Genomic DNA, 25,901 nt, shown 5'->3' on the forward strand with positions numbered 1-25,901 from the left:
GACGATGCAAACCCTTGAAGCCAACTTCGACGGACTCGTCGGCCCCACGCACAACTACGCCGGGCTGTCGTTCGGCAACGTCGCCTCGCAGAGCAACGAGAAGTCCGTCGCGAACCCGCGCGCCGCGGCGCAGCAGGGCTTGCGCAAGATGAAGCGGCTCGCCGACCTCGGCTTCGCGCAAGGCGTGCTGCCGCCGCAGGAGCGGCCGTCCATGCGGCTGCTGCGCGAACTGGGCTTTGGCGGTAAGGATGCCGAAGCGATTGCGCGCGCTGCGAAAGACGCCCCAGAACTGCTCGCGGCGGCAAGTTCCGCGTCGGCCATGTGGACCGCGAATGCGGCCACGGTGAGCCCTTCGGCCGATACGCCCAACCGGCGCGTGCATTTCACGCCCGCGAACCTGTGCAGCAAGCTGCATCGCGCGATCGAGCACGAGGCCACGCGCCGTACGCTTTCCACGGTGTTCGCGGACCCGTCGCACTTCGTCGTGCACGAGGCGCTGCCCGGCACGCCCGCGCTCGGCGACGAAGGCGCGGCCAACCATACGCGTTTTAGCGCACAGTACGGCGAGCGCGGCGTGGAGTTCTTCGTGTACGGGCGCAGCGAATACCGCCGTGGACCGGAGCCCAAACGTTACCCCGCGCGGCAGACGTTCGAGGCGAGCCGCGCCATCGCGCAGCGCCACGGTCTGACCGATGCCGGCACCGTGTTCGCTCAGCAGAATCCGGACGTGATCGACGCGGGCGTGTTCCATAACGACGTGATCGCCGTGGGCAACCGCAGCACGCTGTTTTGCCACGAGCGCGCGTTCGTCGACCAGAAGGCGGTCTATGACGAACTGCGCACGAAGCTCACGGCCTACGATGCGCCGTTCCACGTGATCGAAGTGCCAGAAGCGCGCGTGAGCGTGGCCGACGCGGTGTCGTCGTATCTCTTCAACAGCCAGTTGCTGAGCCGCGCGGACGGCACGCAAATTCTCGTCGTGCCGCAGGAATGCCGCGAGAATCCGCACGTGGCGATCTACCTCGACGAACTGGTTGCGAGCAGCGGGCCCGTGGACGAAGTGCTCGTGTTCGATCTGCGCGAGAGCATGAAGAACGGCGGCGGTCCGGCCTGCCTGCGTCTGCGCGTGGTGCTCACCGCGGAAGAGCGCGCGGCGACGGCGCCCGGCGTGTGGATGAACGACGCGCTCTTCACGCGTCTCGACGGGTGGATCGAGCGGCATTATCGCGACCGGCTCGCGCCGCAGGATCTGACCGATCCGGCGCTGCTCGTCGAGTCGCGTACGGCGCTCGACGAACTCACGCAGATTCTCGGCCTCGGATCGCTCTATGACTTCCAGCGCTGATACCCCGCTCGCGGACTTTCTCGCGTACACGCTTTCGGGCGCACGTCCGGCCACGCCCGAAGCGGCGCGTGGCGAATGCGCGGGCGGCGTGCGCTGGCAATGGCTCGACGAGGGCGTGCTGGAGCTGGAACCGGCACACATCGACGAAACGACGCGCAGCGTGCTGCTTTCGGCAGGCGTGCACGGCGACGAGACGGCGCCGATCGAGTTGCTCTCGCAGCTCGTGGCCGACATCGCGGCGGGCGGCGCGCCGCTCGCCTGCCGCGTGCTCGCAGTGCTCGGCAATGCAGGCGCAATGCGCGCGGGCGAGCGTTATCTCGACGACGATCTCAACCGCCTGTTCGGCGGCCGCCATGCGCGTGTGCCGGCGAGCCGCGAGGCGCCGCGCGCCGTGGCGCTCGAAACGGCGGCGCAGCGTTTCTTCGCGAAGGCCGCGAGTTCTGCCGATGCGCCATTCGCGCGCTGGCACCTCGACATGCATACGGCGATCCGCGCTTCGGCATTCGAGCAGTTCGCGCTGTTGCCGCATACGGGCGAGCCGCCCGCGCGCGCGATGCTCGAATGGCTCGCCGACGCGCGCATCGCGGCCGTACTGATCCACACCGAGAAGGGCGCGACCTTGTCGTCGTTTACGGCCGAAACGTGCGGGGCGCTTGCCTGCACGCTCGAACTCGGCAAGGTGCGTCCGTTCGGCCAGAACGATCTCGCTCGCTTCGCGGGCGCCGATGCCGCCGTGCGCCGTCTCGTGGCGGGGGAAATGGCCTTGCCGAAAGGCGCGCAGATGCCGCGCATTTTCACGGTGATCGGCCAGATCACGAAGCAGAGCGCGGCGCTCAAGCTCAACGTGGCCGCCGACGTGCCCAACTTCACGCCGTTCCCGCGCGGCGAGGTGCTGGCGGAAGACGGTGCCTACCGCTACATCGTGCAGCATGACGAGGAGCGCATCGTGTTTCCGAATCCGGGCGTGAAGCCGGGCTTGCGCGCGGGTCTGCTCGTCGTCGATACGACCCGCGAGACGCTCGCCGCGCTCGCCTGAGCGCTAGCCGCAAGGGCACGCGCTGTCACGCGCTTGCGCATCCACGACACCCACTTGCATGTTCGAACTCAGCGCACCCGCTCGCGGCTGCGCGCGGGTGCGCCATGCGCCGCTTGCGGCCCGTGCGGCGGGGCGCCGGCGCTGTCGCGGTACAATCGCGCCCTCGCGGTTGCTGCGGCGCACCACACGCGGTGCGCGCGATTGAGCCGTGTTTTTGGCGCAGCGATCCTGTGCCGGCGCCGGGAAGCCGTTTTTTAGCCGCGAATCGAACCATGAAGCTGCAAGAACGCATTTCGCCGACGCACCCAATCTGACTGGAAAGAGACACTGATGAAGACGAACTGGAACAAGCTGGCAACGCTCGCATTCTGCGCGGCCGCCATGACGGCAGGCGCGGCAGGGGCCGCACACGCCGCCGATATCAAGGAAATCCGCTTTGGCGTGGAAGCGTCGTACGCGCCGTTCGAATCGAAGTCGCCCGCGGGCGAACTGCAGGGCTTCGATATCGACGTGGGCAATGCCGTCTGCGCGAAGCTCAAGGCAAAGTGCGTGTGGGTGGAAAACTCGTTCGACGGCCTGATTCCGGCACTGCAGGCGCGCAAGTTCGCCGCGATCAATTCCGACATGTCGATCACGGACCAGCGCCGCCAGGCCATCGACTTCACCGACCCCATCTACGCGATTCCGAACCAGATGATCGCGAAGAAGGGCAGCACGCTGCAGCCCACGCCCGAGTCGCTCAAGGGCAAGCACGTGGGCGTGCTCCAGGGCACGATCCAGGAAACCTACGCGAAAGCGAAGTGGGCGCCCGCGGGCGTCGACGTCGTGCCGTACCCGACGCAGGACCAGATCTACGCGGACCTCGTTTCGGGCCGCCTCGACGCCTCGTTTCTGGACGCCGAAGCCGCTTCCAAGGGCTTCCTGAACAAGCCGCAGGGCGCGGCTTTCGCGTTCGCGGGCCCGCAGGTCGTCGACGCGAAGCTGCTCGGCGAGGGCGTGGGCTACGGCGTGCGCAAGAACGACCCGGCGCTCAAGGCCGCGCTGAACGGTGCGCTCAAGGATCTGAAAGCGGACGGCACGATCGACCGCATCGCGGCGAAGTATTTCGACGTGAAGGTCGTGCTCAAGTAATCGGCCAGTACTGCCGATAGACCGACCGGCTGGGCGAAATCCAGCCGGTCGGTTTTTTTACGTCTTTGCTTCGGATTGCATATCAAATCGTCCGCGGGTCGAGCAGCAACGCAGCGCCGCTAAGGGGCGTTGCAATGCAAAAACCGCAAAAAAAATCCAGCTAATCTCGAAGAACTTCATTTCCGCGCCTTACTTGCCAGGATAAAATCGAGACAAGAAAGTGCCGCGTCCGGCGCGCAATGTGTGCGAAGCGCAAACGGTTGCGGCATGCCAAGAAACAAGACCAGGGCGCCGCCATGCGCGCGGCGCCGCGCGGGGGACCTCATGAGCTTCAACGCCGCAGACCGGCCGCAGATGTCAGGAGTCGCGGGCAGCACGCAGTCGCCGGAACACGCCGGCCCGCCCATCGACGTGTATTTCGCGCGCCAGCCGATGCTCGACCGGGAGGGCCTCCTCTGCGCGTTCGAGACCTTGCCGCGTCTCGTGGACCGGCGTGAAAGCGCCGAAATCGAGCAAGAGGCGGAAGCGGCCGCCAAAGACCAGGCCTCCGGCCTGACGCCCAAGCCTTTCGCCACAAGCACCGCTCTCCTCAAAAGCTTCGCCGCGCCCGGCTTGCGCGCCGCGCTTGCGGGCCATCCCGCCTGGCTCGACATGACGCGCGAAGCGCTTTTCCACGACAGCCTGCAGCGTGTGAGCCCCGAGCGCGTCATACTCGAATTGCCCGTGAATATCGGCGCGGACGCGGATCTGATCGCGCGGCTCGTCGAGCTGCACCGTCGCCGCTACCGCTTCGCGCTCGACCATGTGTCGAAGGCGGATGAGTCGCTCGCGAAGCTGCTGCCGTATGTGGATGCCATCAAGATCGATATCCGCGAGATCGCGCCCGCAGTGCTGCCGAAATTCGCGAGCGTGATGAAGTCGGCGGGCAAGCTTCTCGTGGCGATGGGCGTCGAAACCCAGGAAGACTATCAGCGCGCGCACGAGCTCGGCTTCGACCGCTTCCAGGGCTACTTCTTCGCGAAGCCGCACGGCGGCGCGCGCCGTTCGAGCGCGCCGCGCCAGGCGCTGCTGAACCTGCTGCATCTGCTAGCGGCCGAGCCTACCGTTGCGCAGCTCGAAGCGGAACTGAAGCTCAACCCCGTGCTCGTGATGCATCTGATGCGGCTTGCCAACTCGGGCAGCATGAACATCGGCCGCAAGGTGACGACGCTGCGCGAGGCGATCAACGCGACCGGCACGAACGCCATCGCGCGCTGGACCCAGTTGCTGCTCTACGCGGACGGCCGCAAGATCGCCGCCGAAGACGACCCGCTGCTGCAACTCGTGGCCACGCGCGCGCGCTTCATGGAAATCGCGGTGACGCAGCTTGCCAAGGCGCACCTCGAAGAAGAAGACGCGGCGTTTCTCGTGGGTGTGTTCTCGTTCGTCGAGGCGGTGTTCGGCGGCCCGCTCGAAAGCACGCTCGAAGTGCTCACGCTGGCCAAGCCGATCCGCACTGCGATCGTGAAGCGCGAGGGTGCGCTTGGACGGCTGCTCGAACTTTCCGAGGCACTGGAGCGCGCAGACTGGGCCCGCGTGGATGCGCTGTGCGTGGAACTGGAGCCGCTCGACGCCGCGACGGCCGCGGCTATCTCGCTCACGTCCGCGGAATGGGCGGGTACGTCCGGCCGCGACGCGGAAGACGAGGGGCTGGAACGGATCGAGGATTGAGCGGGCGGGGCGGTGCCGCGAAGTGATGCGGCGCCGCGCTCAGTTGAGACTCAGTCGGGAGTCAGGCGGTTTGCGGTACGTGCGTGAAGAAGCGCGCGAGTTGCTGAGCGAGGTCGTTCAACGCGCTCATCTCTTTCTGTGAAATGCGGCGCGGCTCCTGGTTCACGAGCCAGTCGCCGTACATCAGCGCAACGGGTTCGACGCCAGGCACGCCCACGGGCAGCAGGACGAACGCGCGCGCGTCGTCGAAGCTTGCGCGATACCAGCCGGGCAGGCGCGCGAGAATCTTCGCATCGCGCGCATTCTCGATGAAGATGCCGACCTTGTTCGCGATGGCGAGGTGAAACACGTCGGGCTGGAACGCGGCGGAAAACGAGAGCTTGGGCAGCACATCGCCCATGTGCGGGCCGAAGCCGTGCTGCGCCTCGAACATGTTTGCCCCGCGTCGCACGAACACCACGCTGCGTGCGAAACCCAGGCCCGCGAGCACAGTTTCGGTGGCGAGCGTAAGGGCGGTGCTGAGCGCGCTGTCCGCCGGTAGCGCACGCAGGTCTTCGACGCCGGCCGCAATACGCGCCTCGGGATCGAGCGCTTCGCGTGCGATGGCGTCGGCGTTGGCGCGCAATTCGACGATCTCGCGCATGACGCCGTCTTCGGCTTCCTCGCGCGCGAGCGCAAGGCTCATCTGCACGAGTACATCGGCATCAGTCGAGAGCGCGCGGCCGTAGTGCTGCGCCAGCTCGGCGATATGCGTCTCACGCATCTCTTCGGAGAGCCCCTGCGTGGTCAGCACGCGCGCGACTTCCGTCGAATAGTTGGTAATGGCGCGCAGCCACTGCACGTCGCGCGGTTCCTTGTCGGCCGGATCGTACTGGCGCATGCCCGCACGGATCGTGTCGGGCAGGCGCCAGCGCGTGGCGGCTTCGAGGCCGAGTTCTTCGAAGGTCACGCCGAGCACTTCGAGGCAGGCCTCGTCGTCGCTCGAGCCTTCGTCGATTTCGCGGCGGATCTGGTCCCACTCGGGTTCGAGATAGAACACCACGAGCAGCTTGCCCACCTGACGCATGAGCGTGCAGACCACGGCCTCTTCGCCCGCGCGCAGGTCGCCGTGCTCGGTGAGCTTGCGGGCGACGCAGCCCGAGAGCATGGTGCGGTTCAGTTCGAGCTTGGCGTCGATGCGGCGCGGTGCGCTGTGGTGAAAGTGATCGACGATCTTCAGGCCGACGACGAGATGGCCGACCGCGTCCATGCCGAGCACCATCAGCGCGCGCGTGACGGTCGTGATGTTGCCGCCGAACGCCATGTACATGGCCGAATTCGCGAGACGCAGCACCTTCTGCGTGAGCGCAAAATCCGAGAGCACGACCTTCACGAGCGCGCTGAAATCGTAGTCGTCGTTCGTCATCGCGGCGACCGTGGTGCGCAGCGATTGCGACAGCAAGGGGAAGTCCCCGCGTTCATTCATGCGGGCCCACAAGCGGTCTAGCAGGACGGCCTTTACCATCTGAACCATGTCAATTTCGCGAAAGCCCTGCTGTTTGCGATGCCCGCATCATTGCACCTCGTGCACGTGCAACGCACCCGACACGAAGCGCTGCTGCAATTCTTCTGAAGGCAGCGCCTTGCAGACGAGCCATCCCTGGATATGCTCGCAACCCATGTTCGTCAGCAGCTCGCGCTGCGCCTCCGTTTCCACGCCCTCAGCCACGAGTTCGAGATCGAGCGTACGCGCGAGCCCCACCACCGCGTTCACGATCGCCTGATCGTTGCGCGAAGTGATGAGGTTCTCGACGAAGCTTCGATCGATCTTCAGCTTCGAAAGCGGGAAGCGCTGCAGGTACGCAAGACTCGAATACCCCGTGCCGAAGTCGTCCACCGCGAAGCGAATGCCAAGCGAGGTGAGCTCTTCGAGCAGCGTTTTCGCATGCTGCGGATCGTGCATGAGCAGGCTTTCGGTGATCTCGAACACGAGCCGGCGCGGATCGACGCCGGTCAGCTCGATTGCCTCCTCGACACTTTCCCTGAACCGCGGATTGCGGAACTGCTGGGGCGAGACATTGACCGCAACGTATTGCAGCTCGATGCCTTGTTCGTCCCATTGGGTCAGTTGCATACAGGCAGCCTTCAAAACCCAATTGCCGAGATAATTAATCAGGCCGACGGATTCCGCAAGCGGAATAAATGTTGAAGGCGGCACGAGACCGTGCAATGGATGTTGCCAGCGGATCAATGCCTCCACGCCGACCACGCCGCGCGACGCGCTGCTCGTGATGGGCTGGAAGTGTAGCGAGAATTCGCCGTTGCGCACACCGTCGTAGAGGTCCGACTCCAGCTTCAGGCGCATGGCGTCGGTGGGATCGTCGACGGGCACGTGCAACGTCAGCGTGTTGCCGCCGATCGCCTTGGCCTGCTGGAGCGCCTGGTCCGCGCGGCGGATGAGCGGCGTGGTGTCGGCGCCGGTTTCGGCTTCGCCCGCGCTGGAGGCGTCCGGCCGCTGGTCCGGGTGGAACGCAATGCCGATGCTCGCCGAAAGGTGCACGGGCTGGTTGCGAAACGAGTACGGCTGCAGGATGGAGGTGAGCAGACGCCGACCGAGCGCTTCGGCGGCGGCGCGCACTTCGTCGGGCGCGGCGTGGCGTTGCGGCGTGATCAGAATGGCGAACTCGTCGCTGCCGATGCGCGCAATCATCTCGCCCTGCAGCGCGAGGTGGGTCAAGCGCCGCGCGGTCTCGCGCAGTAGTTCGTCGCCTGCGTCGTAGCCGAGCGCGCGGTTCACGCGCTGATAGTCGTCGAGGTCGAGCAGCAGGAGCGCCACCGGCACACCGAAATGGTCCGCGTCGGCCTGGGCTCGCTGCAGTGCGGGCGCGAGCGCGGTCTGGTTGGGCAGGCCGGTCAGCGGATCGTGGTGGAGCGCATGGGTGAGCGCGGCTTCGGTGCCTTGCCAGCCGGAGACGTCGAAGCCCGCGACAGCGAAGCCGGCCGTCTCGCCATACTGGGCGCGCTGCACGCGCAGCTCCACGGGAAGCGGGTAGGTGAGCGCCTTGACGAGGTCGATCGTGTCTTTTTCCACGGCGCCGCTGTGCGCGGCGCGTGCGATCAGCGCCTCGAGGCGCTCGTGATGCTCGGGCGTGACGATGTCGGCGAGCGTGGCGCCGAGCAGGAACTCGCGGTGATAACCGGCAAAGCGCAGGCTCGCGTCGGAGACGTACAGAAAGTGCAGCCTGGCGTCCACGTGCACGAGGAAGTCGACCGCGGCTGCCGTGTTCTCGAACGAGAGCGAAACGGCGTCGGCGTAGTCGGGTTCGGCGGCGGGAGGCGAGGGGGGCACGAGCGGCGCAGCGGCTTTGTCGTCGTCTGCGTCCGCTGAAACCGCGGCGTTGCGTGCGTGCGCGGCGATTGGCGCGTTTGCGTCGCCAGGCATGGACGGGTCGCCGGCAATGCCCTTGAGGCCGGCAAGCGCGTAAAACCGGTCGACGACCGTGCGCAACCAGCCCTGGCGGGGCGCGGAGATCCTGTTCGCTTCCATGTCTGTCGCTGGCAACCCTTTGTTTGTCTGTGGCGTCCCGGCCGGTTTCCATGTCCGGCTGAAGCCGCCCATCAGAGCAAGTTATCGACCCCGGACGAGAAATCTTTAGCCGCCGCGCCCGAAAAAACACCTAACGCATAAACGTGACGGGAGATCGGTGCGGTGGCGTCCAGATTCGGTTAAAGTGGCGCCGGTCGAGACGCCGTTCGCCATGCGCGATGGGTCGGCGCGCGTAAAGCGCCCGTCTTGCGGGCCGCAGGGGCGGCCCGGCGCGTCGGCGGCCATTACCGGCCATTCCATCCGTACGAGTCATCCGCCATGTCCGATTCATCGTCAGCGTTTGCCGCGCCGGCAAGCGAGGCTGCGCGAGACGATGCGGGCAGGGGCACCCCTGGTTCCGCGCCTTCTATGCCGTCAGCTTCACAACCGGGCCTTGCTGCCGGGTCATCAACCGGTCCGCAGCCGTTCGTCTATCTCGGGCGGCAGCCTATTCTCGATCGCAATGGCGCGCTCAACGCCTATGAGCTGCTGTTCCGCGGCGGCGCGCAGAACCGCGCGGACGTCGACGACGACGCGCTCGCCACGGCCCAGGTGATGACGCGCACGATCGGCCAGCTCGGCGTGCCCGCGGTGCTCGGCCGTCACTATGGCTACGTCAACATCAGCCGCGAGCTGCTGTTCGATGACATCGTGCATCTGCTGCCGCCGGGCCGCTTCGTGCTGGAGGTGCTCGAACACGTGCGCTTCGACGCCGCGGTTCTGGAGCGTCTCGCGCAGTTGCGCCGCGCCGGCTACCGCATTGCTTTCGACGACGTGAGCGAGATCACGGAGAACCTGCTGCGCGCCTTGCCCTACGCGGACATCGTCAAGGTCGACCTGTTGCAGACCGAGCGCGCGGCACTGCCCGGGCTCGTGGCAAGCCTCGCCGCGCACGGCAAGACGCTGATCGCCGAGAAGGTCGAGACGGGCGAGGACTTCGAACTGGCCTCGTCGCTCGGCTTCGAGCTTTTTCAGGGCTACTTCTTCGCGCGCCCGCAGGTGCTGCGCGCGCCGCGCGTGCGCGCTTCGCGCCTTGCGCTCGTGCGCCTGCTCGCGCTGGTGGCCAACGACGTCGGCACGGCCGAACTCGAGCGCGAATTGCGCAGCCACCCGGGCGTAGTGGTGCAACTGCTGCGTCTCGTCAATTCGAGCGCGTACTCGCCGGGGCGGCCGATTTCGTCGCTGCGCGAAGCCGTGCTCGCAGCGGGCACGCGCCAGATCGCGCGCTGGGCGCAACTGCTGCTCTACGCGAGCGGACGTGATTTGCCGTGGGGCTCGGACCCGCTCGTGCAGCTCGCGGGCACGCGCTCGCACTTCATGGAGCTTGCCGCGCGCAGCCTGAGCCCGCAGGACCCCGAATTCGCCGATGCCGCCTTCATGACCGGCATCTTCTCGCTCGTGCACGTGCTGGTGGGCTCGACGCCTGAGCACACGCTCGATCGGCTCGGCCTTTCTCGCGAGATCGTCGATGCCGTGGACGGCCATCGCGGCGCGCTCGGCACGCTGCTGCGCATCGCGACGGCGGCCGAGCGCGGCGATCACGATGGCGCGCAGCGCCTCGCTCGCGAGGAGGGCGGCATGTTCAACGCGCTCACGCCGCCGCTGCTCGGCGAACTGAACCTGTGGGCCGGCGCGTGGTTCACGGCTTACGCCGAGGGTTGAAATAAGATTGTAAGGTTGGTGTCGAGGGGCGCGCTGCGAGTGCCGCAATTGTGTGATCCAATATTGGTATCGCCGCGGCGTCATGCGTCTCATTTGCATGATGGGTAAGACCCGCGGGCCAAACGCGCGCCGGCGTGGCGATTCAACTCGAGGGCATTTGACATGAAACCGAGGTTCTTTGCGGCGGGAGCCGCGGCGCTCGTCTGCGCCGGGCTCGCGTTCTTTACGCTGTCTGCACAGGCGACACTCAAGCCGGGCGATTCCGCACCCGACTTCACGACCCAGGCATCGCTGGGCGGCAAGACCTACACCTATTCGCTCGCTTCGGAACTGAAGAAGGGCCCGGTGGTGGTGTACTTCTATCCGGCCGCGTTCACGAAGGGCTGCACGATCGAGGCGCACGAGTTCGCTGAAGCGGTCGACCAGTACAAGCAGTACGGTGCGACCGTCATCGGCGTTTCGCACGACAACATCGACACGCTCACGAAGTTCTCGGTGAGCGAGTGCCGCAGCAAGTTCCCGGTGGCCGCCGACGAAGACTCGAAGATCATCAAGTCGTACGACGCGTCGATGCCGATGCACGAGTCGATGGCCAATCGCGTTTCGTATGTGATCGCGCCGGACGGCAAGATCATCTACGAATACACGAGCCTGTCGCCGGACCAGCACGTGGCGAACACGTTGCGCGCCCTGAAGGAGTGGTCTGCGCAGCATCCGCAGCAGTAGTAGTGATCGCGAGTCATCGCAAACCGCAGTAAGCCATGAGGCCCGCCACGCGCGCGGGCCTTGTGGCGATCTATCCCAGACATCCCTCCGCGTTTCGCCCTGGTTTTTCTCTCCCGCCGCACGGATTCCTCGCATGCCGATCGTCGTCGTTCTACTTGCCTTTGCCGCGCTCGTCTACGGCGCGTATTGGTCCTTCAACGCCATCGCGGCGCACTTTGGCACGGGCGTTGCCGTGGGCGCAGCTGTGGTTGCTGCGGCGTTGTTCGTCGCGCTCATCGCCTGGGTGTGGCGCCGGATGCGCGACGTGGCGCCCAATGTGCGCGACGAAGGCGACTGGACACACCGCGTAGCCGGCGCCTGGGGCGAAGCCCGTCTCGCGGCGGGCAAGCGCTTTTGCGAGCTGACGCAGGGCGAAGCGCACGGCGCGTATATCTTCGCCGACCTGCAAGGCGCGCAACCGGCGCGCGATGCCAATGGCTGGCACGTGGCGCTACGTGTGGCCGATCCGAAGCACCCGCTCTGGCAATTGCCGATGCCAGACGAGCGCGAAGCGAAGCGCTGGGCGCGTATTTTCACGCTGGCGATTGCGCAGAAACTCTGAGCGCGGCAACCGCGTCGAACGTTCCGGGCGCAGCGCTGTCCCAACTACTTCCCGGCAACGCAAACTGGATATGTCACGAAAACCCTGGATCGCGGCGGCGTTGATCGCTGTCTGCGCCACGCTGCTCGCCGCGTGCGACCAGCAAAAGGTCGCCGACGCCGTCAATGCGATCAAGCCCGATTCGATGGCGTTCGGTGGCTTGCGCATCGGCGTGTCGACGGTCGAGGACGTACGCCGGCAGGCAGGCAAGCCCGAAATGGTGTGGGAGGACGACGACGGCGCGCAGCGCCTCGAATACCCGCGCGGGCCCAACGGCCTCACCACGTGGATGCTCGACTTCGACGCAAACGGCAAGCTGGTGGCGATGACCCAGGCGCTCACGGCGCAGAATATCGGGCAGGTCGTGCCGGGCATGACGCAGGACGAAGTGCGGCGCCTGCTCGGCAAGCCGGCCACGGTCGCAAAATATGCGCTGAGCCACGAGGAAGTGTGGAGCTGGCACTGGGCCGAAGGCGGCGTGGCGGGGGACGGCATGTTCAATGCCCATTTCGTGCCGGATGGGCTCGTGGTCAGGACGTCGCGCTCGGATGCACCGGGCCACGAGCAGCATTGAGGCGGCGAGCGCACCGATCGCATCGATCGCGCCCGCCGCAAGGAGGAAGCAGATGAAACGTATCGCGTTGCTATGGCATGTGGTGAAGGGCGATGCGCGCGTGCTGTGGCACGCGCTGCGCCAGCCGGGGCGTCCCATGTGGCTCGTGCCCGCCACGGCGCTGCTCGCGCTCTATGCGCTCGACCCGTTCAATATCGCGATGCCGGTTGCCGGTGTCGTGGACGACGGCATCATCGTGCCGCTGGTGCTGCATCTGATCGTGCGTTGCCTGCCTGCGCATTTGCGCCAGCCTCGGCCTCGCCAGGCACGCGCATAAAAAAACGGCTGAGGCCACGCTTCAGCCGTCTTCAACTGCGGGAGCGCTCGCTCACTCCACCTGCGCTGCGGGCGCCGCGCGCCCGCGCTTCGCATCCCACCACACGCGCAGCCGGTCCATGTACAGGTACACCACCGGCGTCGTATAGAGCGTGAGCATCTGGCTCACGATCAGGCCGCCCACGATCGAGATGCCGAGCGGCGCGCGCAGTTCCGCGCCTTCGCCGTGCCCGAACGCGAGCGGCAGCGCGCCCAGCAGTGCCGCGCAAGTGGTCATCATGATCGGCCGGAAGCGCAGCAGGCAGGCCTGGTGAATCGCGTCGCGCGAACTCAGCCCCTCACGCGACGCCTGGATCGCGAAGTCCACCATCATGATCGCGTTCTTCTTCACGATGCCGATCAGCAGAATCACGCCGATCAGCGCGATGATGCTGAACTCCGTCTTGAAGAGCAGCAGCGCGAGCAGCGCGCCCACGCCCGCCGAGGGCAGGGTGGAGAGAATCGTGAGCGGGTGGATATAGCTCTCGTACAAGATGCCCAGCACGATATACACGGCCGCGAGCGCCGCGAGAATCAGCAGCGGCTGGTTGTCGAGCGACTGCTGGAATGCCTGCGCCGTGCCCTGGAAGCTGCCGTGTATCGTTGCGGGCATGCCGATCTCGCCCATCGTGTCGTAGATCGCCTGGGTGGCGTCGGAGAGCGATTTGCCGGGCGGCAGGTTGAACGAGATCGTCGAGGCCACGAACTGGCTCTGGTGGTTCACCGAAAGCGGCGTCGTGCCGGGGCCGAACGAGGCGATCGACGAGAGCGGCACCATGGTTTCCTTCGACGTGGACACAGCCGCGCCCGACGACGCGCTCGACTTGCCGCTCGCGGCGAGCGAATTGGTTGCGAGGTTGCGCGCCGAATCGGCGGCGATGGCTGCGGCGCTCGTCGCGGTGGTGGCGGCCGTGCCGCCCGTGGAGGCGGTGGTGGGGCCTGTCACGGTGCCCGCCGTCGCGTTGGTGCTCTGCGCGCCGCTCGCCGTGGCGCCCGAGGTGCTGATCCAGATCTCGTTGAGCATCGTCGGGCTCTGCCAGTACTTCGGCGCGACTTCCATCACCACGTGATACTGGTTGAGCGGGTTGTAGATCGTCGAGACCTGGCGCTGGCCGAACGCGTCGTAGAGCGTGTTGTCGATCTGCGAGGGCGTGATGTTCAGCCGCGCGGCACTCTGCCGGTCGATGTTGATCATCGACTCGAGGCCGCCTTGCTGCTGGTCCGAATTCACGTCGGCGAGTTCGGGGCGCGCCTGCAGCGCTTCGGTAAGCTTCGGCCCCCACTTGTAGAGGTCGGCGGTGTTGTCCGCGAGCAGCGTGAACTGGTACTGCGCGTTCGACTGCCGGCCGCCCACGCGGATGTCCTGCACCGCTTGCAGGAAGGTGCGCGCGCCCGCCACGTTCGAGAGCGGTCCGCGCAGTTGCGCGATCACCTCGTCGGCGGAAATCTTGCGCTCGCTCTTGGGCTTGAGCGAGACGAACATGAAGCCCGAGTTGGTCGCGCGTCCGCCCGAGAATCCCGCGACCGATTCCACCGCCGGGTTCGCCTGCACGATGCGCATCATCTCGGCGAACTTCACCTTCATCGCCTGGAACGAGGTGGCCTGGTCGGCCTGGATGCCCCCGATCAGGCGCCCCGTGTCCTGCTGCGGGAAGAAGCCCTTGGGCACGACCACGTAGAGCGCAACGTTCAGCGCGATGGTCGCGATGAGCGTGAGCAGGATGACGAACGGATGCGCGAGCGCCCAGCCGAGCGTGCGCTCGTAGCCGCCCTGCATGCGCAGGAAGCCGCGCTCGAGCCACTGCGCGAAGCGGCCTTCTTCCTTCTTCTCGTGGGCCTCTTCGAGCAGGCGCGAACACATCATCGGCGTGAGCGTCAGCGAGACGGCCAACGACACCGCAATGGCGAGCGAAAGCGTCAGCGCGAACTCGCGGAACAGCCGCCCCACAATGCCGCCCATCAGCAAAATAGGCAGGAACACGGCGACGAGCGACACGCTGATCGAGAGCACCGTGAAGCCCACTTCGCGCGCGCCGAGCAGCGCCGCCTTCATGCGCGGCACGCCGTTTTCGATATGCCGCGAGATGTTCTCCAGCACGACGATGGCGTCGTCGACGACGAAGCCTGTCGCGATGGTGAGCGCCATCAGCGAGAGATTGTCGAGCGAGAAGCCCATCAGGTACATGGCCGCGAAGGTGCCGATGATCGAGATGGGCACGGCCACGCTTGGAATGAGCGTCGCGCGCCAGTTGCGCAGGAACAGGAACACCACCATCACGACGAGTGCCACGGCGATGATGAGCGTGTGCTCGGTGTCCTTGAGCGAGGAGCGGATCGTGACCGAGCGGTCGGACGTCGGGATCACCTCGACATCGGCGGGCAGCGACGCCTTGAGCTGCGGCAGCATGGCGATCACGCGGTCCACAGTCTCGATGATGTTCGCGCCGGGCTGGCGGTAGAGGATCACGAGCACCGAGCGCTTGCCGTTGGCCAGACCAATGTTGCGCAGGTCTTCCACCGAATCGACCACTTCGCCCACGTCCGAGAGCTTCACGCCCGCGCCGTTGCGGTAAGCGATCACGAGGTCCTTGTACTGGCTCGCCTTACTCGCCTGGTCGTTGGTGTAGAGCTGAAAGCGCTGCGGGCCGAATTCGATATCGCCCTTCGGGCTGTTCGCGTTGGCCGAGGCGAGCGCCGCGCGCACGTCTTCGAGGCCGATGCCGTAGTGAAAGAGCGCGTGCGGCTCCAGCTCCACGCGCACGGCCGGATTCGCCGAGCCGCTCACGTCGACTTCGCCCACGCCATCCACCTGCGAGAGCGACTGCTGCAGCACCGTGGCCGCCGAGTCGTAGAGCTGGCCCGCGCTCAGCGTGGGCGAGGTGAGCGCGAGAATCAGAATGGGTGCGTCGGCGGGGTTGACCTTGTGGTAGGTCGGGTTCTGCCGCAGGCTCGTGGGCAGGTCCGCGCGCGCGGCGTTGATCGCCGCCTGGACGTCGCGCGCCGCGCCGTCGATGTCGCGGTTCAGGCCGAATTGCAGCGTGATGCGCGTGCTGCCCACCGAGCTTTGCGAGGTCATCTCCGTGACGTCGGCGATCGAGCCGAGGTGACGCTCGAGCGGGCTCGCCACGCTGGTTGCCACCGTTTCGGGGCTCGCGCCCGGCAAGGTGGCCTGCACGGAGATGGTCGGAAAGTCCACCTGCGGCAGGGGCGCGACCGGCAGCTTCGTGAACGCGAAGAGGCCGGCCAGCGCGATGCCGATGGCGAGCAGCGTGGTCGCGACGGGGCGCGAGATGAACGGGCGCGAGAGATTCATCGCGTCAGCTCTCCGACGAAGACGACGCCGCGCCGTGCGAACCGCTGCCGAAGCGCTGGCGCAGACGCTGCGCGATCCGGTCGAACGCGAGGTAGATCACCGGCGTCGTAAAGAGCGTGAGCGCCTGGCTCACGATCAGGCCGCCCGCAATCGCGATGCCGAGCGGCCGGCGCAGCTCGCTACCCGCGCCGTAGCCGAGGATCAGCGGCACGGCGCCGAGCAGTGCCGCCATCGTCGTCATCATGATCGGCCGGAAGCGCAGCAGACATGCCTGGTAGATCGCCTCGCGCGGCGGCTTGCCTTCCTGGCGCTCGGCCTCGAGCGCGAAGTCGATCATCATGATGGCGTTCTTCTTCACGATGCCGATCAACAGCACGATGCCGATGATGCCGATGATGTCGAGATCGTGCCCGGTCAGGATCAGCGCGAGCAGCGCACCGATCCCGGCCGACGGCAGCGTCGAGAGAATCGTGATGGGATGCACGAAGCTCTCGTACAGCACGCCGAGCACGATGTACATCGTGACGATGGCCGCGAGGATCAGGAACAGCTCGTTGGAGAGCGACGCCTGGAACGCGAGCGCGGCGCCCTGGAAGCGCGTCTGGAACGAGCCCGGCAGGCCGATGTCTTTTTCCGCCTGCTGGATCGCTTTCACCGCCGCGCCGAGCGAGGAGCCCTGAGCCAGGTTGAACGAGACCGTTGTCGCCGGGAACTGCGAGAGATGCGAGACGAGCAGCGGCGCGGGCCGCTCATGGAACTTCGCGATGGCCGAGAGCGGCACCTGGCCCGTGGTCGAGGTGGAAGAGGGCAGGTAGATCGAATTCAGCGCGTCGGTGTAGTGCTGAAGAACCGGATCGGCTTCGAGAATCACGCGGTACTGGTTCGACTGCGTGAAGATCGTCGAGATGATGCGCTGGCCGTAGGCGTCGTAGAGCGCGTTGTCCACCGTCGCGGGCGTGATGCCATAGCGCGCGGCGCTCGCGCGGTCGATCTCGATGAACACGGAGCTGCCCTGGTCCTGCAGGTCGGTCGCGACATCCGCGAGTTCGGGCAGTTGCTTCAGACGCTGCACGAGCTTCGGCACCCAGGTCGTGAAGTCCTGGATGTTCGGCGTGGTCAGCATGAACTGGTACTGCGTGGGGCTCACGGTCGAGTCGATCGTGAGGTCCTGCACCGGCTGCATATAGAGCGTCGCGCCCGGCACGTGGGCCACGCTCTTTTGCAGGTCGCGGATGATCTCGCTCGCCGTTTCGCTGCGGTCGTCGCGCGGCTTCAGGTTGATGAGCATGCGGCCGCTGTTGAGCGTGATGTTGGTACCGTCCACGCCGATGAACGAGGTGAGACTCTCGACGTTCTCGTTCTTGAGAATTTCCGCGGCGAGCGCCTGCTGGCGCTCGGCCATCGACGCATACGACACCGATTGCGGCATCTGCGTGATGGCCTGGATCACGCCCGTGTCCTGCACGGGGAAGAAGCCCTTGGGCACGATCACGTAGAGAATGCCGGTGAGCACGAGCGTGATCAGGAACACGATCATCGTGAGGCGCTGCCGCGCGAGCACCCATTCGAGCGCCACGCCATAGCGGTCGATCACATAGTCGAAGAACGCATGCACGCGCGCTTCGAAGCGGTGGCTTTCGGGCGGCGGCGTGTGGCGCAGCATCTTCGCGCACATCATCGGCACGAGCGTGAGCGAGACCACGGCCGAGATCACGATCGTCACCGCGAGCGTGATGGCGAATTCGTGGAAGAGGCGGCCCACCACGTCGCCCATGAAGAGCAGCGGAATCAGCACGGCGATGAGCGACACCGTCAGCGAGATGATGGTGAAGCCGATCTGCTTCGAACCCTTCAGCGCCGCTTCGAGCGGCGTGTCGCCCGCCTCGACGTAACGCGCGATGTTCTCGATCATGACGATGGCGTCGTCGACCACGAAACCGGTCGCGATGGTGAGCGCCATCAACGACAGGTTGTCGAGCGAGAAGCCGCACAGGTACATGACCGCGAGCGTGCCGATCAGCGAGAGCGGCACCGAAAGGCTCGGAATGATCGTGGCGTAGATGTTCGCGAGGAACAGGTACATCACCAGCACGACGAGCACCACCGACATCAGCAGCTCGAACTGCACGTCGCGCACCGAGGCGCGGATCGTGGTGGTGCGGTCGGTGACGATCTGCACGTCGAGCGAAGAGGGCAGCGATTCCTGCAACTGCGGCAAGAGCGCCTTGATGCTGTCCACCACCTGGATCACGTTCGCGCCCGGCTGGCGCTGCACGTTCAGGATGATCGCGGGCGTGCCGTCGGCCCACGCGCCGAGCTTGGTGTTTTCCGCGCCCTGCACGATGTTCGCGACGTCGGTGAGCATGACGGGGCGGCCGTTGCGGTACGCGATTACCGCGTCCTTGTAGGCGTCGGCGTCGGTCAACTGGTCGTTCGCGTTGATCGTGTAGGCGCGCGTGGGGCCGTCGAAGTTGCCCTTGGGCGTGTTGACGTTCAGGTTCGAAATGCTCGTGCGCAGGTCGTCGAGGTTCAGGCCGTAGGCCGCGAGCGCGCGCGGATTCGCCTGGATGCGCACGGCCGGGCGCTGGCCGCCCGAGAGGCTCACGAGGCCCACACCGGCCACCTGCGAAATTTTCTGCGCGAGGCGCGTGTCGGCGAGATCCTGGATCTGCGTGAGCGGCAGCGTTTTCGAGGTGATCGCGAGCGTGAGGATCGGCGCGTCGGCGGGGTTGACCTTGGCGTAGATCGGCGGCGCGGGCAGGTCGGAGGGCAGCAGGTTGCCGGCCGCGTTGATGGCGGCCTGCACTTCCTGTTCGGCCACGTCGAGCGGCAGGTCGAGGCTGAACTGCAGCGTGATGACCGAGGAGCCCGCCGAACTCTGCGACGACATCTGGTTGAGCGACGGCATCTGCCCGAACTGACGTTCGAGCGGCGCGGTGACGGAGGACGTCATCACGTCCGGGCTCGCCCCTGGGTAGAAGGTCTGCACCTGGATGGTCGGGTAATCGACTTCGGGCAGCGCGGAAAGCGGCAGAAAGCGCAGCGCGACGAGGCCGACCAGCATGATCGCCGCCATGAGCAGCGCCGTGCCGACCGGCCGCAGGATAAAGGCGCGGGATGGATTCATGCTGGCTTACTGGGCTTGCGTCTGCGAGGCGTGGCGGTGGCCATGACGCGCGCCCGAGGCCGCGCGGGCCCCCGAGGCGCCTTTCGCTTCCGCGGCTCCCGAAGCCCCCTTCGCGTGTTGCGGATGCTCGGCGGGAATCGTGATCTTCGCGCCTTCGCGCAGACGGTCGGAGCCGTCGGTCACCACGCGCTCGCCCACGGTGAGGCCCGAGGCGATGCTGGTGCGCTCGGCATCGACGGGGCCGACCTTCACGAGCCGCACCGTCACCGTGTTGTCGGGCTTCGCGACATAGACGTACTGCCCCTGCGAGCCGTTGAGCACGGCCGAAGTGGGCACGATCACGGCGTCGTGGATCGTATCGACGAGCAGGCGCGCGTTCACGAACTGGTTCGGAAAGAGCCCTTGCTCGTGGTTCGTGAAGCTCGCGCGCAGCTTGACGGTGCCCGTGGTGGTGTCGATCTGGTTGTCGATGGTCTGCAGCGACCCGGCTTCGAGCATCGTCGTGTTGCTGCGGTCGTAGGCCGTGACCGACATTTTCGTGCCCGCGCGCAGCTGCTTCATGATGGGGGGCAGGTTGTCCTCCGAAGTCGTGAAGATCACGCTGATCGGCTCGAGCTGCGTGAGCACGACGATGCCGTTGGTGTCGCTGGGCGTCACGTAGTTGCCCGGATCGACCTGACGCAGGCCCACGCGGCCCGAGACGGGCGCCGTGATGCGCGCGTAGGTGAGGTCGAGCTTGTAGGTATCGACGCTGGCCTGATCGGACTTGACGGTGCCCTCATATTGCTTGACGAGCGAGGCCTGCGTGTCGACCTGCTGGCTCGCGATCGAGTCTTGCGAGAGCAGCGTCTGGTAGCGTTTGAGGTCGAGGCGTGCCGTGGCGAGCAGCGCCTGGTCGCGGGCGAGCTGGCCTTCGGCGTTGGAGAGCGAGATCTGGTAGGGACGCGGGTCGATCTGCGCGAGCACGTCGCCCTTTTTCACCATCTGGCCTTCCTGGAAGTAGACGTCCTGAAGCGTGCCGGATAGTTGCGTGCGCACCGTGATGTCGGCGAGCGGCGTGACCGTGCCGAGCGCGGTGATGACGATGGGCATGTCGCCGGCCTTCGCCGTGGCCACGCTCACGGGCTGCGGCATGTTGGCCATGGCGCCCGGGCCGCCGTGACGCATGCGCGCGCCGGCCGCCGGTTCCGCGTTGCCGCCCGAGACCGCCTTGTTCCACGGCTGCCAGCGCGCGAGCACGATGCCGGCGATCACGATGACCACACCCAGCGCGATGAACTTGCCCTTGCCGCGCCTCGCGGCGGCCGGAGCGGGGGACTGCGGCGTCGTGTCTTTACGGGGGGAATCCGGGCGCTTTTCTTGTTGATCCATCGGTCAGGTCGGTAACAGGTTCTCGAAGCGAGGTTCTCGAAGGCTCTTGGCTGAGCGGACTATTGGGTGCCAGCCGGGTGCCGGCCGCGAAGTTCACGCGCAAGGCGCACGCAGCCGGCGCAGCGACCGCGCCGATGCTACGCATGTCGTGCGCAAGCAGGATGTCAGGGTGCGCCGCACGCTGGCCCGGATGCCGCGCCATGCGTTCACGGGTATCGACGGCTTCACGGGTGGCTGGCTGGTGTTGCGCGCGAAGGGCGGCGGCGCAGCAGGGCCTTGCCGCCAAAAAGCATGATGCTACGTTGCCCGCTTCGTTACAGTCCAGTGCCGTTTCTTTCGAGACGTTACGAGCGTTACACCCTTCGTGTGTTTTTTGTAAGGCGAAGGCGCTCGCATTGTCAGGTCGCGTGGGGCAGGCGCAGGGCGCCGCCGATTTCGTCGACGACGCGCGCGACGCATTCGCGCATCAGCGGCACGACGTGGCTGACGAGCCACTCGCGCGGGCATTGCTGCGCGGCGCCGCCGCAGTTGATGGCGTAGATCTCGCCGTTGGGACCCGCGAACGCCGTGGCGATGGCATTGAGCCCCTCGTACCATTCGCCGATCGCGAGCCCGTAGCCGTGGGCGGCGGTCTCGGCGAGCGCGGCGTCGAGCCGGCTGCCGAAGACGCCCCAGTCATTGCCGGTCGAGGTCTGCAGCGCGGCGGTGAGTTCCGCGCGTGCGTGCGGGTCGAGCGCGGCGAGGTAGGCGCGCCCGACGGCGGTGCGGCCCATGTCGATGCGCGAGCCGACCTCGAGGCGCGTGACGAGCACGGCGGTGCGCGGGCGGATCGCGTCGATCACGACCATGTCCAGACGGTCGCGCACGGTGAGGTGCACCGAGAGCGCGGTGCGCTCGGCAAGCCGCGTGAGAAAAGGCCGCGCGCGGCTGCGGATGTCGGAGTTGCGCAGGAAGCCGTTGGACAGCTCCAGCACCGAGGACGTGAGCACGAAGCGTTCGCTGTCGGGCAGCCGGGCCAGAAAGCCCGTGCTCACGAGCGTGCCGGTGAGCCGCGACAGCGTGGGCTTGGGAATGCCGGTCAGTTCGGTCAGTTCGCGGTTGCTGAGCGGCGCGTCGGCGGCCGCGACGCAGCGCAGGACGGCAAGACCGCGCGCGAGCGCGGTCACTTCGTCGGCACCGCTGTCTTTATCTCGAGGAGTTTCGTCAGGATTGCGCGAATCGGGTGCGGAAGTCATTGGCGGGACGATTTTCCGAAACAGGATTTCAGATTTGAGATTTCGCGCGAGGCGTTACAAAGTCAACGCGGGCTTGCCGCAAGGTATAGCCGTTTGCGTTGGATCAACGTTGTGCTCCCTAAATTAGGGCACAAATTCTCAGATGATTGTAAAGGATGCCAGATGCTCGACGATTGGCGCATTTTGGCGAGATTTTGCTTGACTTAGCCAGCATGTAGGTAAAAAATGGAACCTCATTTCGGCAATACGCCCCAACCCCGCAAAATTGCGGGGTTTTAATGTGCCTCATGCTATGCAATTCGCATAATTGCGCATGAATTACCGATGGCACGGCGTAGCCCGAATACCGTCTCTCAGGTTCTAGCACGGCCCTCGGAATGGCTAGAACTTTTCAAGGCGCCACGTGCAAACGTGGCGCTTTTTTTTCCGTGCGGCTGCAAACAAGCGATTTGCGGCCGATCAGGCGACCTCGCCGCTAAAGCGCTCCCGCAACTCACGTTTGAGCACCTTGCCGATCGGGCTACGCGGTAGCGCGTCGACGATCACCACGTCCGCAAGTCGCTGCATCTTCCCCAATTGCCCGTTGGTCCAGTCGGCGAGCGCGTCGGCGGTCAATGCCGAGCCTCGCCGGAGCGTGACGAATGCCACCGGCGTTTCGCCCCAGCGTGGCGATGGCACGCCAACCACCGCGGATTCAACGACTTCGGGGTGCCGGGCGAGCACCTGTTCCAGATCGCTTGGGTAAATGTTGAAGCCGCCCGAGATGATCATGTCCTTCTTGCGGTCCATCAGCACGAGGAAGCCGTCTTCGTCGAAGCGGCCGACATCCCCGGTCCGGATGAAGCGCCGGCCATCGCCGTCGTACCACTCGGCTTGCGCCGTCTTGTCCGGTTGCCGGTAGTAGCCGGTCATCATGGCGGGCGAGCGCCCGACGATTTCACCCGCTTCTCCCGCGGCGACTTCGCGTCCGTCGGCGTCGATCAGGCGCATTTCATGGCCGTTCAGCGGGCGGCCGACGGTGTGCAGCTTGTCAGGGAACTCATCCGCGCAAAGCTCGCATGAGGCGCCGCCTTCGGTCATGCCATAGAATTCGGTGAGCTTGCCTGGCCATCTGCGCACGGCGTCCGCCTTGAGGTTGGCCGCGAACGGCGCGCTCGTGCAGAACTTCGCGCGGAAACTGGACAGGTCGTAGCGATCGAAGTCCGGATGGCCGAGGATGCGTTGGTATTGCACCGGCACCAGCATGGTGTGCGTGACGCGCTTGCGCTCGGCAAGCTCGAGATACTGCTTCGCATCGAACTTCGGCATGAGGACGACCGTTCCGCCGAGCGCCAGCGTCGGGAAAAAGCTCACGAGCGTGGTGTTCGAATAGAGCGGCGTTGCGATCAAGGTGACGGCGTCCGGCCCGTACCCGCGTTCGAGGCTTCGCAGCGTATAGGCGTAGCGCATCGCGTGCGACTGGACGATCCCTTTGGGCGCGCCCGTCGTGCCCGACGAGTAGATGATGTTGAACGCCCACTCCGGCCGAATTTGCACGTGTGAGGGCGCGGCGCCCACGGGCGCGAGCCAGGCGTCGTATTGCCCGGCCGCACTGATGTCGATGACGCGCAGCGCAGGCGGCAACGTGACGCCCGCAAGCAACCGGCAAACCGCGTCGTCCGCGAAGAGGATTTGCGCCTCGGAGTTCTCCAGCATGCCGACGAGGCTGTCCGGATGCGTGGAGGGCGACAGCGGGGCGACCGCGAGTCCTGCCCTGAGCGCGCCGAAGAAGACGGCGCCATAGTGAATGGAACTCGACGCACAGATGGCAACGACGTCTTCGGGTACCAGTCCGTCACGCTGCAGCGCGGCAGCACAGCGGTCGATCAGCGCATCGAGCGCGGCGAACGTGACCGTCTCGCCTTCGCATATAACCGCCGCACGCGCGCCGTGTTCCGCCGCGCGTTGGCGAATCATGGCGGTCAAGTCGACGAACGGTGAGTCGGGTGACGGGGACTGCACGGACATGGCCTCATACCTCACTGATAAGTTGGTTTGGCGATGGAGTGATACGGTGCGCATGCGCAATGATCTCCGTTCTGATGAGCGCGCGGCCAAGCTTCACGGTTTGTGAACGTGCGTTCGATTCTCGACCCGGTAAATACGCTAGACAACGACAAATTACCTGGACAGACCGTCAAGGCGCCTTTGACAGTCTGCCTGCAAAGCGGCGGTACATAACCAGAAACCAGAGCCACGCCCCGTTTCTGCCATACCATCGCCTGATCACCCGTTCGATGGAGTCGCACGTGCTCTCCGAAGAGGAACTGGCGTTGCTCGACGCCATTCGCGAAACCGGCAGTCTCTCGCGCGCGGCGGCACGCCTGAACAAGGCGCCTTCCACCATTTCGCACGCCGCGCGCCAACTCGAGGCGCGCTTCGACGCGCTGCTCTTCGATCGCCGGCGCTACCGGCTGCAGCTCACCCCGGCCGGGCACCTGCTCGCCGAGGAGGCGAGCCGCCTGATGCAAGACGTCGCGCGCATGACACAGCGCGTGCGGCAGGTCGCGAATGGCTGGGAAGACCGTTTGTGGATCGTCACGGACGAGATCCTCGAATTCGAATTGTTGATGCCCGTGATCCGCGACTTCGACGCGCTGCAGTCGGGCGTCAAGCTGCGTTTCACGCACGAGGTGCTCTCCGGCACCTGGGAGGCGCTGCGCGACGGCCGCGCCGATCTGATCGTCGGCGCGACCAACGAGCCGCCCGCCGTCGACGGCCTGCACTGGTTCGAACTCGGCGTGGTGGAGTGGGTGTTCGCGGTGGCGCCGCGCCATCGGCTCGCGCGCGAGAAGGCGCCGCTCACGCGCGAGCGCATGCTGGCCGAGCGCGGCGTGGCGGTCGGCGATTCGGCGCGGCACGCGCCGGGCCGCGGCTACGGACTGCTTGGGGGGCAGGAGGTGCTGGCGGTGCCGTCGATGCACGCGAAGATCCTCGCGCAGCGCGAGGGCCTCGGTGTCGGCTGGGTGCCGCGTCGGCGCGCGGCGAAGCTCATCGAGCGCGGCGAGCTGGTCGAGAAGGTCACGGCGAATCCGCGCGAGCCGAACATGCTTTACGTGGCGTGGCGCGGCGAACACGTGGGGCGCGCACTGCAATGGTGGATCGACAGGTTGCGCGAGCCGCGTCTTGCCAGGCGCCTCGTGGAGGGAATCGAGGTCACGGGCTGAAGCCGGCTGCCCGCACATCGTGCAGACGTTCGATGGCTTCGAACGTTTACGCCAGGACCGTCGTACGGCAGGCAGCGCGCCGCCCGGCAATATGGCATCACAGTCTCAGATCGAGACCATCCCCTTCAAGGAGAACGTCATGAACCGCTTTGCAAACAAAACTGTCCTCGTCACCGGCGGAACCAGCGGCATCGGCCTCGCAGCCGCCCATGCCTATGCCGCGGAAGGCGCGCACGTCATCGTCACGGGCCGCGACGAAGCCGGCCTCGAAGCCGCGCGGCTCGCGCTCGGCCCGAACGCGCACGCCTGGCGCAACGACGCAGCCTCGATCACCGGCGCGCGCGAGCTGGCCGCCGCGGTGCGCGACGCCGGCCTGCGCCTCGACGCCGTGTTCATCAACGCGGGCGTGGCGAAGCTCGCGCCGTTCGAGCAAGTGGACGAAGCGCTCTGGGACGTCACCTTCGACACCAACGTGAAGGGCGCGTACTTCCAGATTCAGGCGCTCCTGCCGGTGCTCAACGACGGTGCGGCCATCGTGCTCAACGGCTCGATCAACGCGCATATCGGCATGCCCACTTCGTCGGTGTATGCGGCGAGCAAGGCTGCGCTGATCTCGCTCGCCAAGACGCTCTCCGCCGAACTGCTGCCGCGCGGCATTCGCGTGAATGTGGTGAGCCCCGGGCCCGTGAAGACGCCGCTCTACAACAAGTTCGGCATGGACGCCGCCGCGCTCGCGGCAGCCGAGGAGTCGATTCGCGGGATGGTGCCGCTCAAGCGCTTTGCGACGGTGGAGGAGATCGCCTCGACCGTGCTGCATCTGAGCGCGGCCGAATCGGCTTTCATGATCGGCACCGAGGTGATCGTCGCCGGCGGCATGGGCCAGCTTTGATGGTCCGTTAGTGATGC

19 protein-coding genes are annotated in these 25,901 nt (G+C 66.1%); 12 read left to right on the plus strand and 7 right to left on the minus strand.

All coding sequences use genetic code 11. The features are described 5' to 3' along the window. Positions 1 to 4: 4 nt before the first annotated feature. The 4 genes from astB to E1N52_RS18260 all read left to right on the plus strand — a co-directional run bounded on the left by astB (position 5) and on the right by E1N52_RS18260 (position 5,222). Complete coding sequence (astB, locus tag E1N52_RS18245) at positions 5 to 1,345, plus strand: N-succinylarginine dihydrolase (RefSeq protein WP_133184159.1); 1,341 nt, start codon at positions 5 to 7, stop codon at positions 1,343 to 1,345. Continuing rightward, a complete protein-coding gene (astE, locus tag E1N52_RS18250; protein ID WP_133184160.1) occupies positions 1,329 to 2,381 on the plus strand; it encodes a succinylglutamate desuccinylase in 1,053 nt (350 codons plus the stop codon). The genes astB and astE overlap by 17 nt, the downstream gene beginning before the upstream one ends. A gap of 330 nt (positions 2,382 to 2,711) precedes the next feature. After that, complete coding sequence (locus tag E1N52_RS18255) at positions 2,712 to 3,512, plus strand: ABC transporter substrate-binding protein (protein WP_133184161.1); 801 nt, start codon at positions 2,712 to 2,714, stop codon at positions 3,510 to 3,512. A 324-nt stretch (positions 3,513 to 3,836) separates the two neighbouring features. Further along, positions 3,837 to 5,222, plus strand: coding sequence for an EAL and HDOD domain-containing protein (locus tag E1N52_RS18260; protein ID WP_133184162.1), 1,386 nt, complete (start codon positions 3,837 to 3,839; stop codon positions 5,220 to 5,222). Between the two features lie 61 nt (positions 5,223 to 5,283). Here E1N52_RS18260 and E1N52_RS18265 read toward each other — a convergent pair whose 3' ends face one another. Next, positions 5,284 to 6,726: an HDOD domain-containing protein gene (locus tag E1N52_RS18265; protein ID WP_133184325.1), complete on the minus strand. Its 1,443-nt coding sequence runs from the start codon at positions 6,724 to 6,726 to the stop codon at positions 5,284 to 5,286. 48 nt (positions 6,727 to 6,774) lie between these two features. Beyond that, the gene (locus E1N52_RS18270; RefSeq protein ID WP_133184163.1) at positions 6,775 to 8,748 is read right to left on the minus strand and encodes a putative bifunctional diguanylate cyclase/phosphodiesterase; all 1,974 of its coding nucleotides are present in this window, start codon (positions 8,746 to 8,748) and stop codon (positions 6,775 to 6,777) included. Positions 8,749 to 9,156: 408 nt separating this feature from the next. On the opposite strand from E1N52_RS18270, the gene E1N52_RS18275 reads away from it, so the two are divergent. The 5 genes from E1N52_RS18275 (at position 9,157) to E1N52_RS18295 (ending at position 12,705) form a co-directional block, all read left to right on the plus strand. Continuing rightward, a complete protein-coding gene (locus E1N52_RS18275) occupies positions 9,157 to 10,449 on the plus strand; it encodes an EAL and HDOD domain-containing protein (protein ID WP_133184164.1) in 1,293 nt (430 codons plus the stop codon). A 162-nt stretch (positions 10,450 to 10,611) separates the two neighbouring features. After that, positions 10,612 to 11,175 (plus strand): peroxiredoxin, encoded by a 564-nt coding sequence (locus E1N52_RS18280; RefSeq protein WP_133184165.1) that lies wholly within the window; start codon positions 10,612 to 10,614, stop codon positions 11,173 to 11,175. Positions 11,176 to 11,308: 133 nt separating this feature from the next. Beyond that, positions 11,309 to 11,776, plus strand: coding sequence for a hypothetical protein (locus E1N52_RS18285; RefSeq protein WP_133184166.1), 468 nt, complete (start codon positions 11,309 to 11,311; stop codon positions 11,774 to 11,776). 70 nt (positions 11,777 to 11,846) lie between these two features. Further along, positions 11,847 to 12,389 carry an outer membrane protein assembly factor BamE domain-containing protein gene (gene bamE / locus E1N52_RS18290; RefSeq protein WP_133184167.1) on the plus strand — a complete coding sequence of 181 codons (543 nt, stop codon included), beginning with the start codon at positions 11,847 to 11,849 and terminating at the stop codon, positions 12,387 to 12,389. A 52-nt stretch (positions 12,390 to 12,441) separates the two neighbouring features. Beyond that, positions 12,442 to 12,705, plus strand: a complete 264-nt coding sequence (locus E1N52_RS18295) for a hypothetical protein (RefSeq protein WP_133184168.1) — start codon at positions 12,442 to 12,444, stop codon at positions 12,703 to 12,705. A gap of 51 nt (positions 12,706 to 12,756) precedes the next feature. On the opposite strand, the gene E1N52_RS18300 is transcribed toward E1N52_RS18295, so the two are convergent. The 3 genes from E1N52_RS18300 to E1N52_RS18310 are packed head-to-tail and all read right to left on the minus strand — an operon-like array spanning position 12,757 to position 20,554. After that, positions 12,757 to 16,056 carry an efflux RND transporter permease subunit gene (locus tag E1N52_RS18300; RefSeq protein ID WP_133184169.1) on the minus strand — a complete coding sequence of 1,100 codons (3,300 nt, stop codon included), beginning with the start codon at positions 16,054 to 16,056 and terminating at the stop codon, positions 12,757 to 12,759. Between the two features lie 4 nt (positions 16,057 to 16,060). Continuing rightward, positions 16,061 to 19,183, minus strand: coding sequence for an MdtB/MuxB family multidrug efflux RND transporter permease subunit (locus E1N52_RS18305; RefSeq protein ID WP_133184170.1), 3,123 nt, complete (start codon positions 19,181 to 19,183; stop codon positions 16,061 to 16,063). A 6-nt stretch (positions 19,184 to 19,189) separates the two neighbouring features. Next, the gene (locus tag E1N52_RS18310) at positions 19,190 to 20,554 is read right to left on the minus strand and encodes an MdtA/MuxA family multidrug efflux RND transporter periplasmic adaptor subunit (RefSeq protein ID WP_133184171.1); all 1,365 of its coding nucleotides are present in this window, start codon (positions 20,552 to 20,554) and stop codon (positions 19,190 to 19,192) included. Between the two features lie 46 nt (positions 20,555 to 20,600). On the opposite strand from E1N52_RS18310, the gene E1N52_RS18315 reads away from it, so the two are divergent. Continuing rightward, positions 20,601 to 20,849 carry a hypothetical protein gene (locus E1N52_RS18315; protein WP_133184172.1) on the plus strand — a complete coding sequence of 83 codons (249 nt, stop codon included), beginning with the start codon at positions 20,601 to 20,603 and terminating at the stop codon, positions 20,847 to 20,849. A gap of 103 nt (positions 20,850 to 20,952) precedes the next feature. Here the strand turns inward: E1N52_RS18315 and E1N52_RS18320 are convergent, their stop codons facing one another. Together E1N52_RS18320 and E1N52_RS18325 are read right to left on the minus strand one after the other, a co-directional pair. After that, positions 20,953 to 21,789 carry an IclR family transcriptional regulator gene (locus E1N52_RS18320; RefSeq protein ID WP_133184173.1) on the minus strand — a complete coding sequence of 279 codons (837 nt, stop codon included), beginning with the start codon at positions 21,787 to 21,789 and terminating at the stop codon, positions 20,953 to 20,955. Between the two features lie 459 nt (positions 21,790 to 22,248). Further along, positions 22,249 to 23,796 (minus strand): class I adenylate-forming enzyme family protein, encoded by a 1,548-nt coding sequence (locus E1N52_RS18325; RefSeq protein WP_133184174.1) that lies wholly within the window; start codon positions 23,794 to 23,796, stop codon positions 22,249 to 22,251. Between the two features lie 281 nt (positions 23,797 to 24,077). On the opposite strand from E1N52_RS18325, the gene E1N52_RS18330 reads away from it, so the two are divergent. Then, positions 24,078 to 24,995: a LysR family transcriptional regulator gene (locus tag E1N52_RS18330; RefSeq protein WP_133184175.1), complete on the plus strand. Its 918-nt coding sequence runs from the start codon at positions 24,078 to 24,080 to the stop codon at positions 24,993 to 24,995. Positions 24,996 to 25,134: 139 nt separating this feature from the next. Beyond that, positions 25,135 to 25,884 carry an SDR family oxidoreductase gene (locus E1N52_RS18335; RefSeq protein ID WP_133184176.1) on the plus strand — a complete coding sequence of 250 codons (750 nt, stop codon included), beginning with the start codon at positions 25,135 to 25,137 and terminating at the stop codon, positions 25,882 to 25,884. Positions 25,885 to 25,901 lie beyond the last annotated feature (17 nt).

The organism is Paraburkholderia guartelaensis (assembly GCF_004353905.1).
Taxonomy (GTDB): Bacteria; Pseudomonadota; Gammaproteobacteria; order Burkholderiales; family Burkholderiaceae; genus Paraburkholderia; species Paraburkholderia guartelaensis.

Bases quoted from the DNA above. Each gene is read 5' to 3' on its own strand.
- astB (WP_133184159.1), top strand. From the start codon at position 5: ATGCAAACCCTTGAAGCCAACTTCGACGGACTCGTCGGCCCCACGCAC.
- astE (WP_133184160.1), top strand. From the start codon at position 1,329: ATGACTTCCAGCGCTGATACCCCGCTCGCGGACTTTCTCGCGTACACG.
- E1N52_RS18255 (WP_133184161.1), top strand. From the start codon at position 2,712: ATGAAGACGAACTGGAACAAGCTGGCAACGCTCGCATTCTGCGCGGCC.
- E1N52_RS18260 (WP_133184162.1), top strand. From the start codon at position 3,837: ATGAGCTTCAACGCCGCAGACCGGCCGCAGATGTCAGGAGTCGCGGGC.
- E1N52_RS18265 (WP_133184325.1), bottom strand. From the start codon at position 6,726: ATGGTAAAGGCCGTCCTGCTAGACCGCTTGTGGGCCCGCATGAATGAA.
- E1N52_RS18270 (WP_133184163.1), bottom strand. From the start codon at position 8,748: ATGGAAGCGAACAGGATCTCCGCGCCCCGCCAGGGCTGGTTGCGCACG.
- E1N52_RS18275 (WP_133184164.1), top strand. From the start codon at position 9,157: ATGCCGTCAGCTTCACAACCGGGCCTTGCTGCCGGGTCATCAACCGGT.
- E1N52_RS18280 (WP_133184165.1), top strand. From the start codon at position 10,612: ATGAAACCGAGGTTCTTTGCGGCGGGAGCCGCGGCGCTCGTCTGCGCC.
- E1N52_RS18285 (WP_133184166.1), top strand. From the start codon at position 11,309: ATGCCGATCGTCGTCGTTCTACTTGCCTTTGCCGCGCTCGTCTACGGC.
- bamE (WP_133184167.1), top strand. From the start codon at position 11,847: ATGTCACGAAAACCCTGGATCGCGGCGGCGTTGATCGCTGTCTGCGCC.
- E1N52_RS18295 (WP_133184168.1), top strand. From the start codon at position 12,442: ATGAAACGTATCGCGTTGCTATGGCATGTGGTGAAGGGCGATGCGCGC.
- E1N52_RS18300 (WP_133184169.1), bottom strand. From the start codon at position 16,056: ATGAATCTCTCGCGCCCGTTCATCTCGCGCCCCGTCGCGACCACGCTG.
- E1N52_RS18305 (WP_133184170.1), bottom strand. From the start codon at position 19,183: ATGAATCCATCCCGCGCCTTTATCCTGCGGCCGGTCGGCACGGCGCTG.
- E1N52_RS18310 (WP_133184171.1), bottom strand. From the start codon at position 20,554: ATGGATCAACAAGAAAAGCGCCCGGATTCCCCCCGTAAAGACACGACG.
- E1N52_RS18320 (WP_133184173.1), bottom strand. From the start codon at position 21,789: ATGACTTCCGCACCCGATTCGCGCAATCCTGACGAAACTCCTCGAGAT.
- E1N52_RS18325 (WP_133184174.1), bottom strand. From the start codon at position 23,796: ATGTCCGTGCAGTCCCCGTCACCCGACTCACCGTTCGTCGACTTGACC.
- E1N52_RS18335 (WP_133184176.1), top strand. From the start codon at position 25,135: ATGAACCGCTTTGCAAACAAAACTGTCCTCGTCACCGGCGGAACCAGC.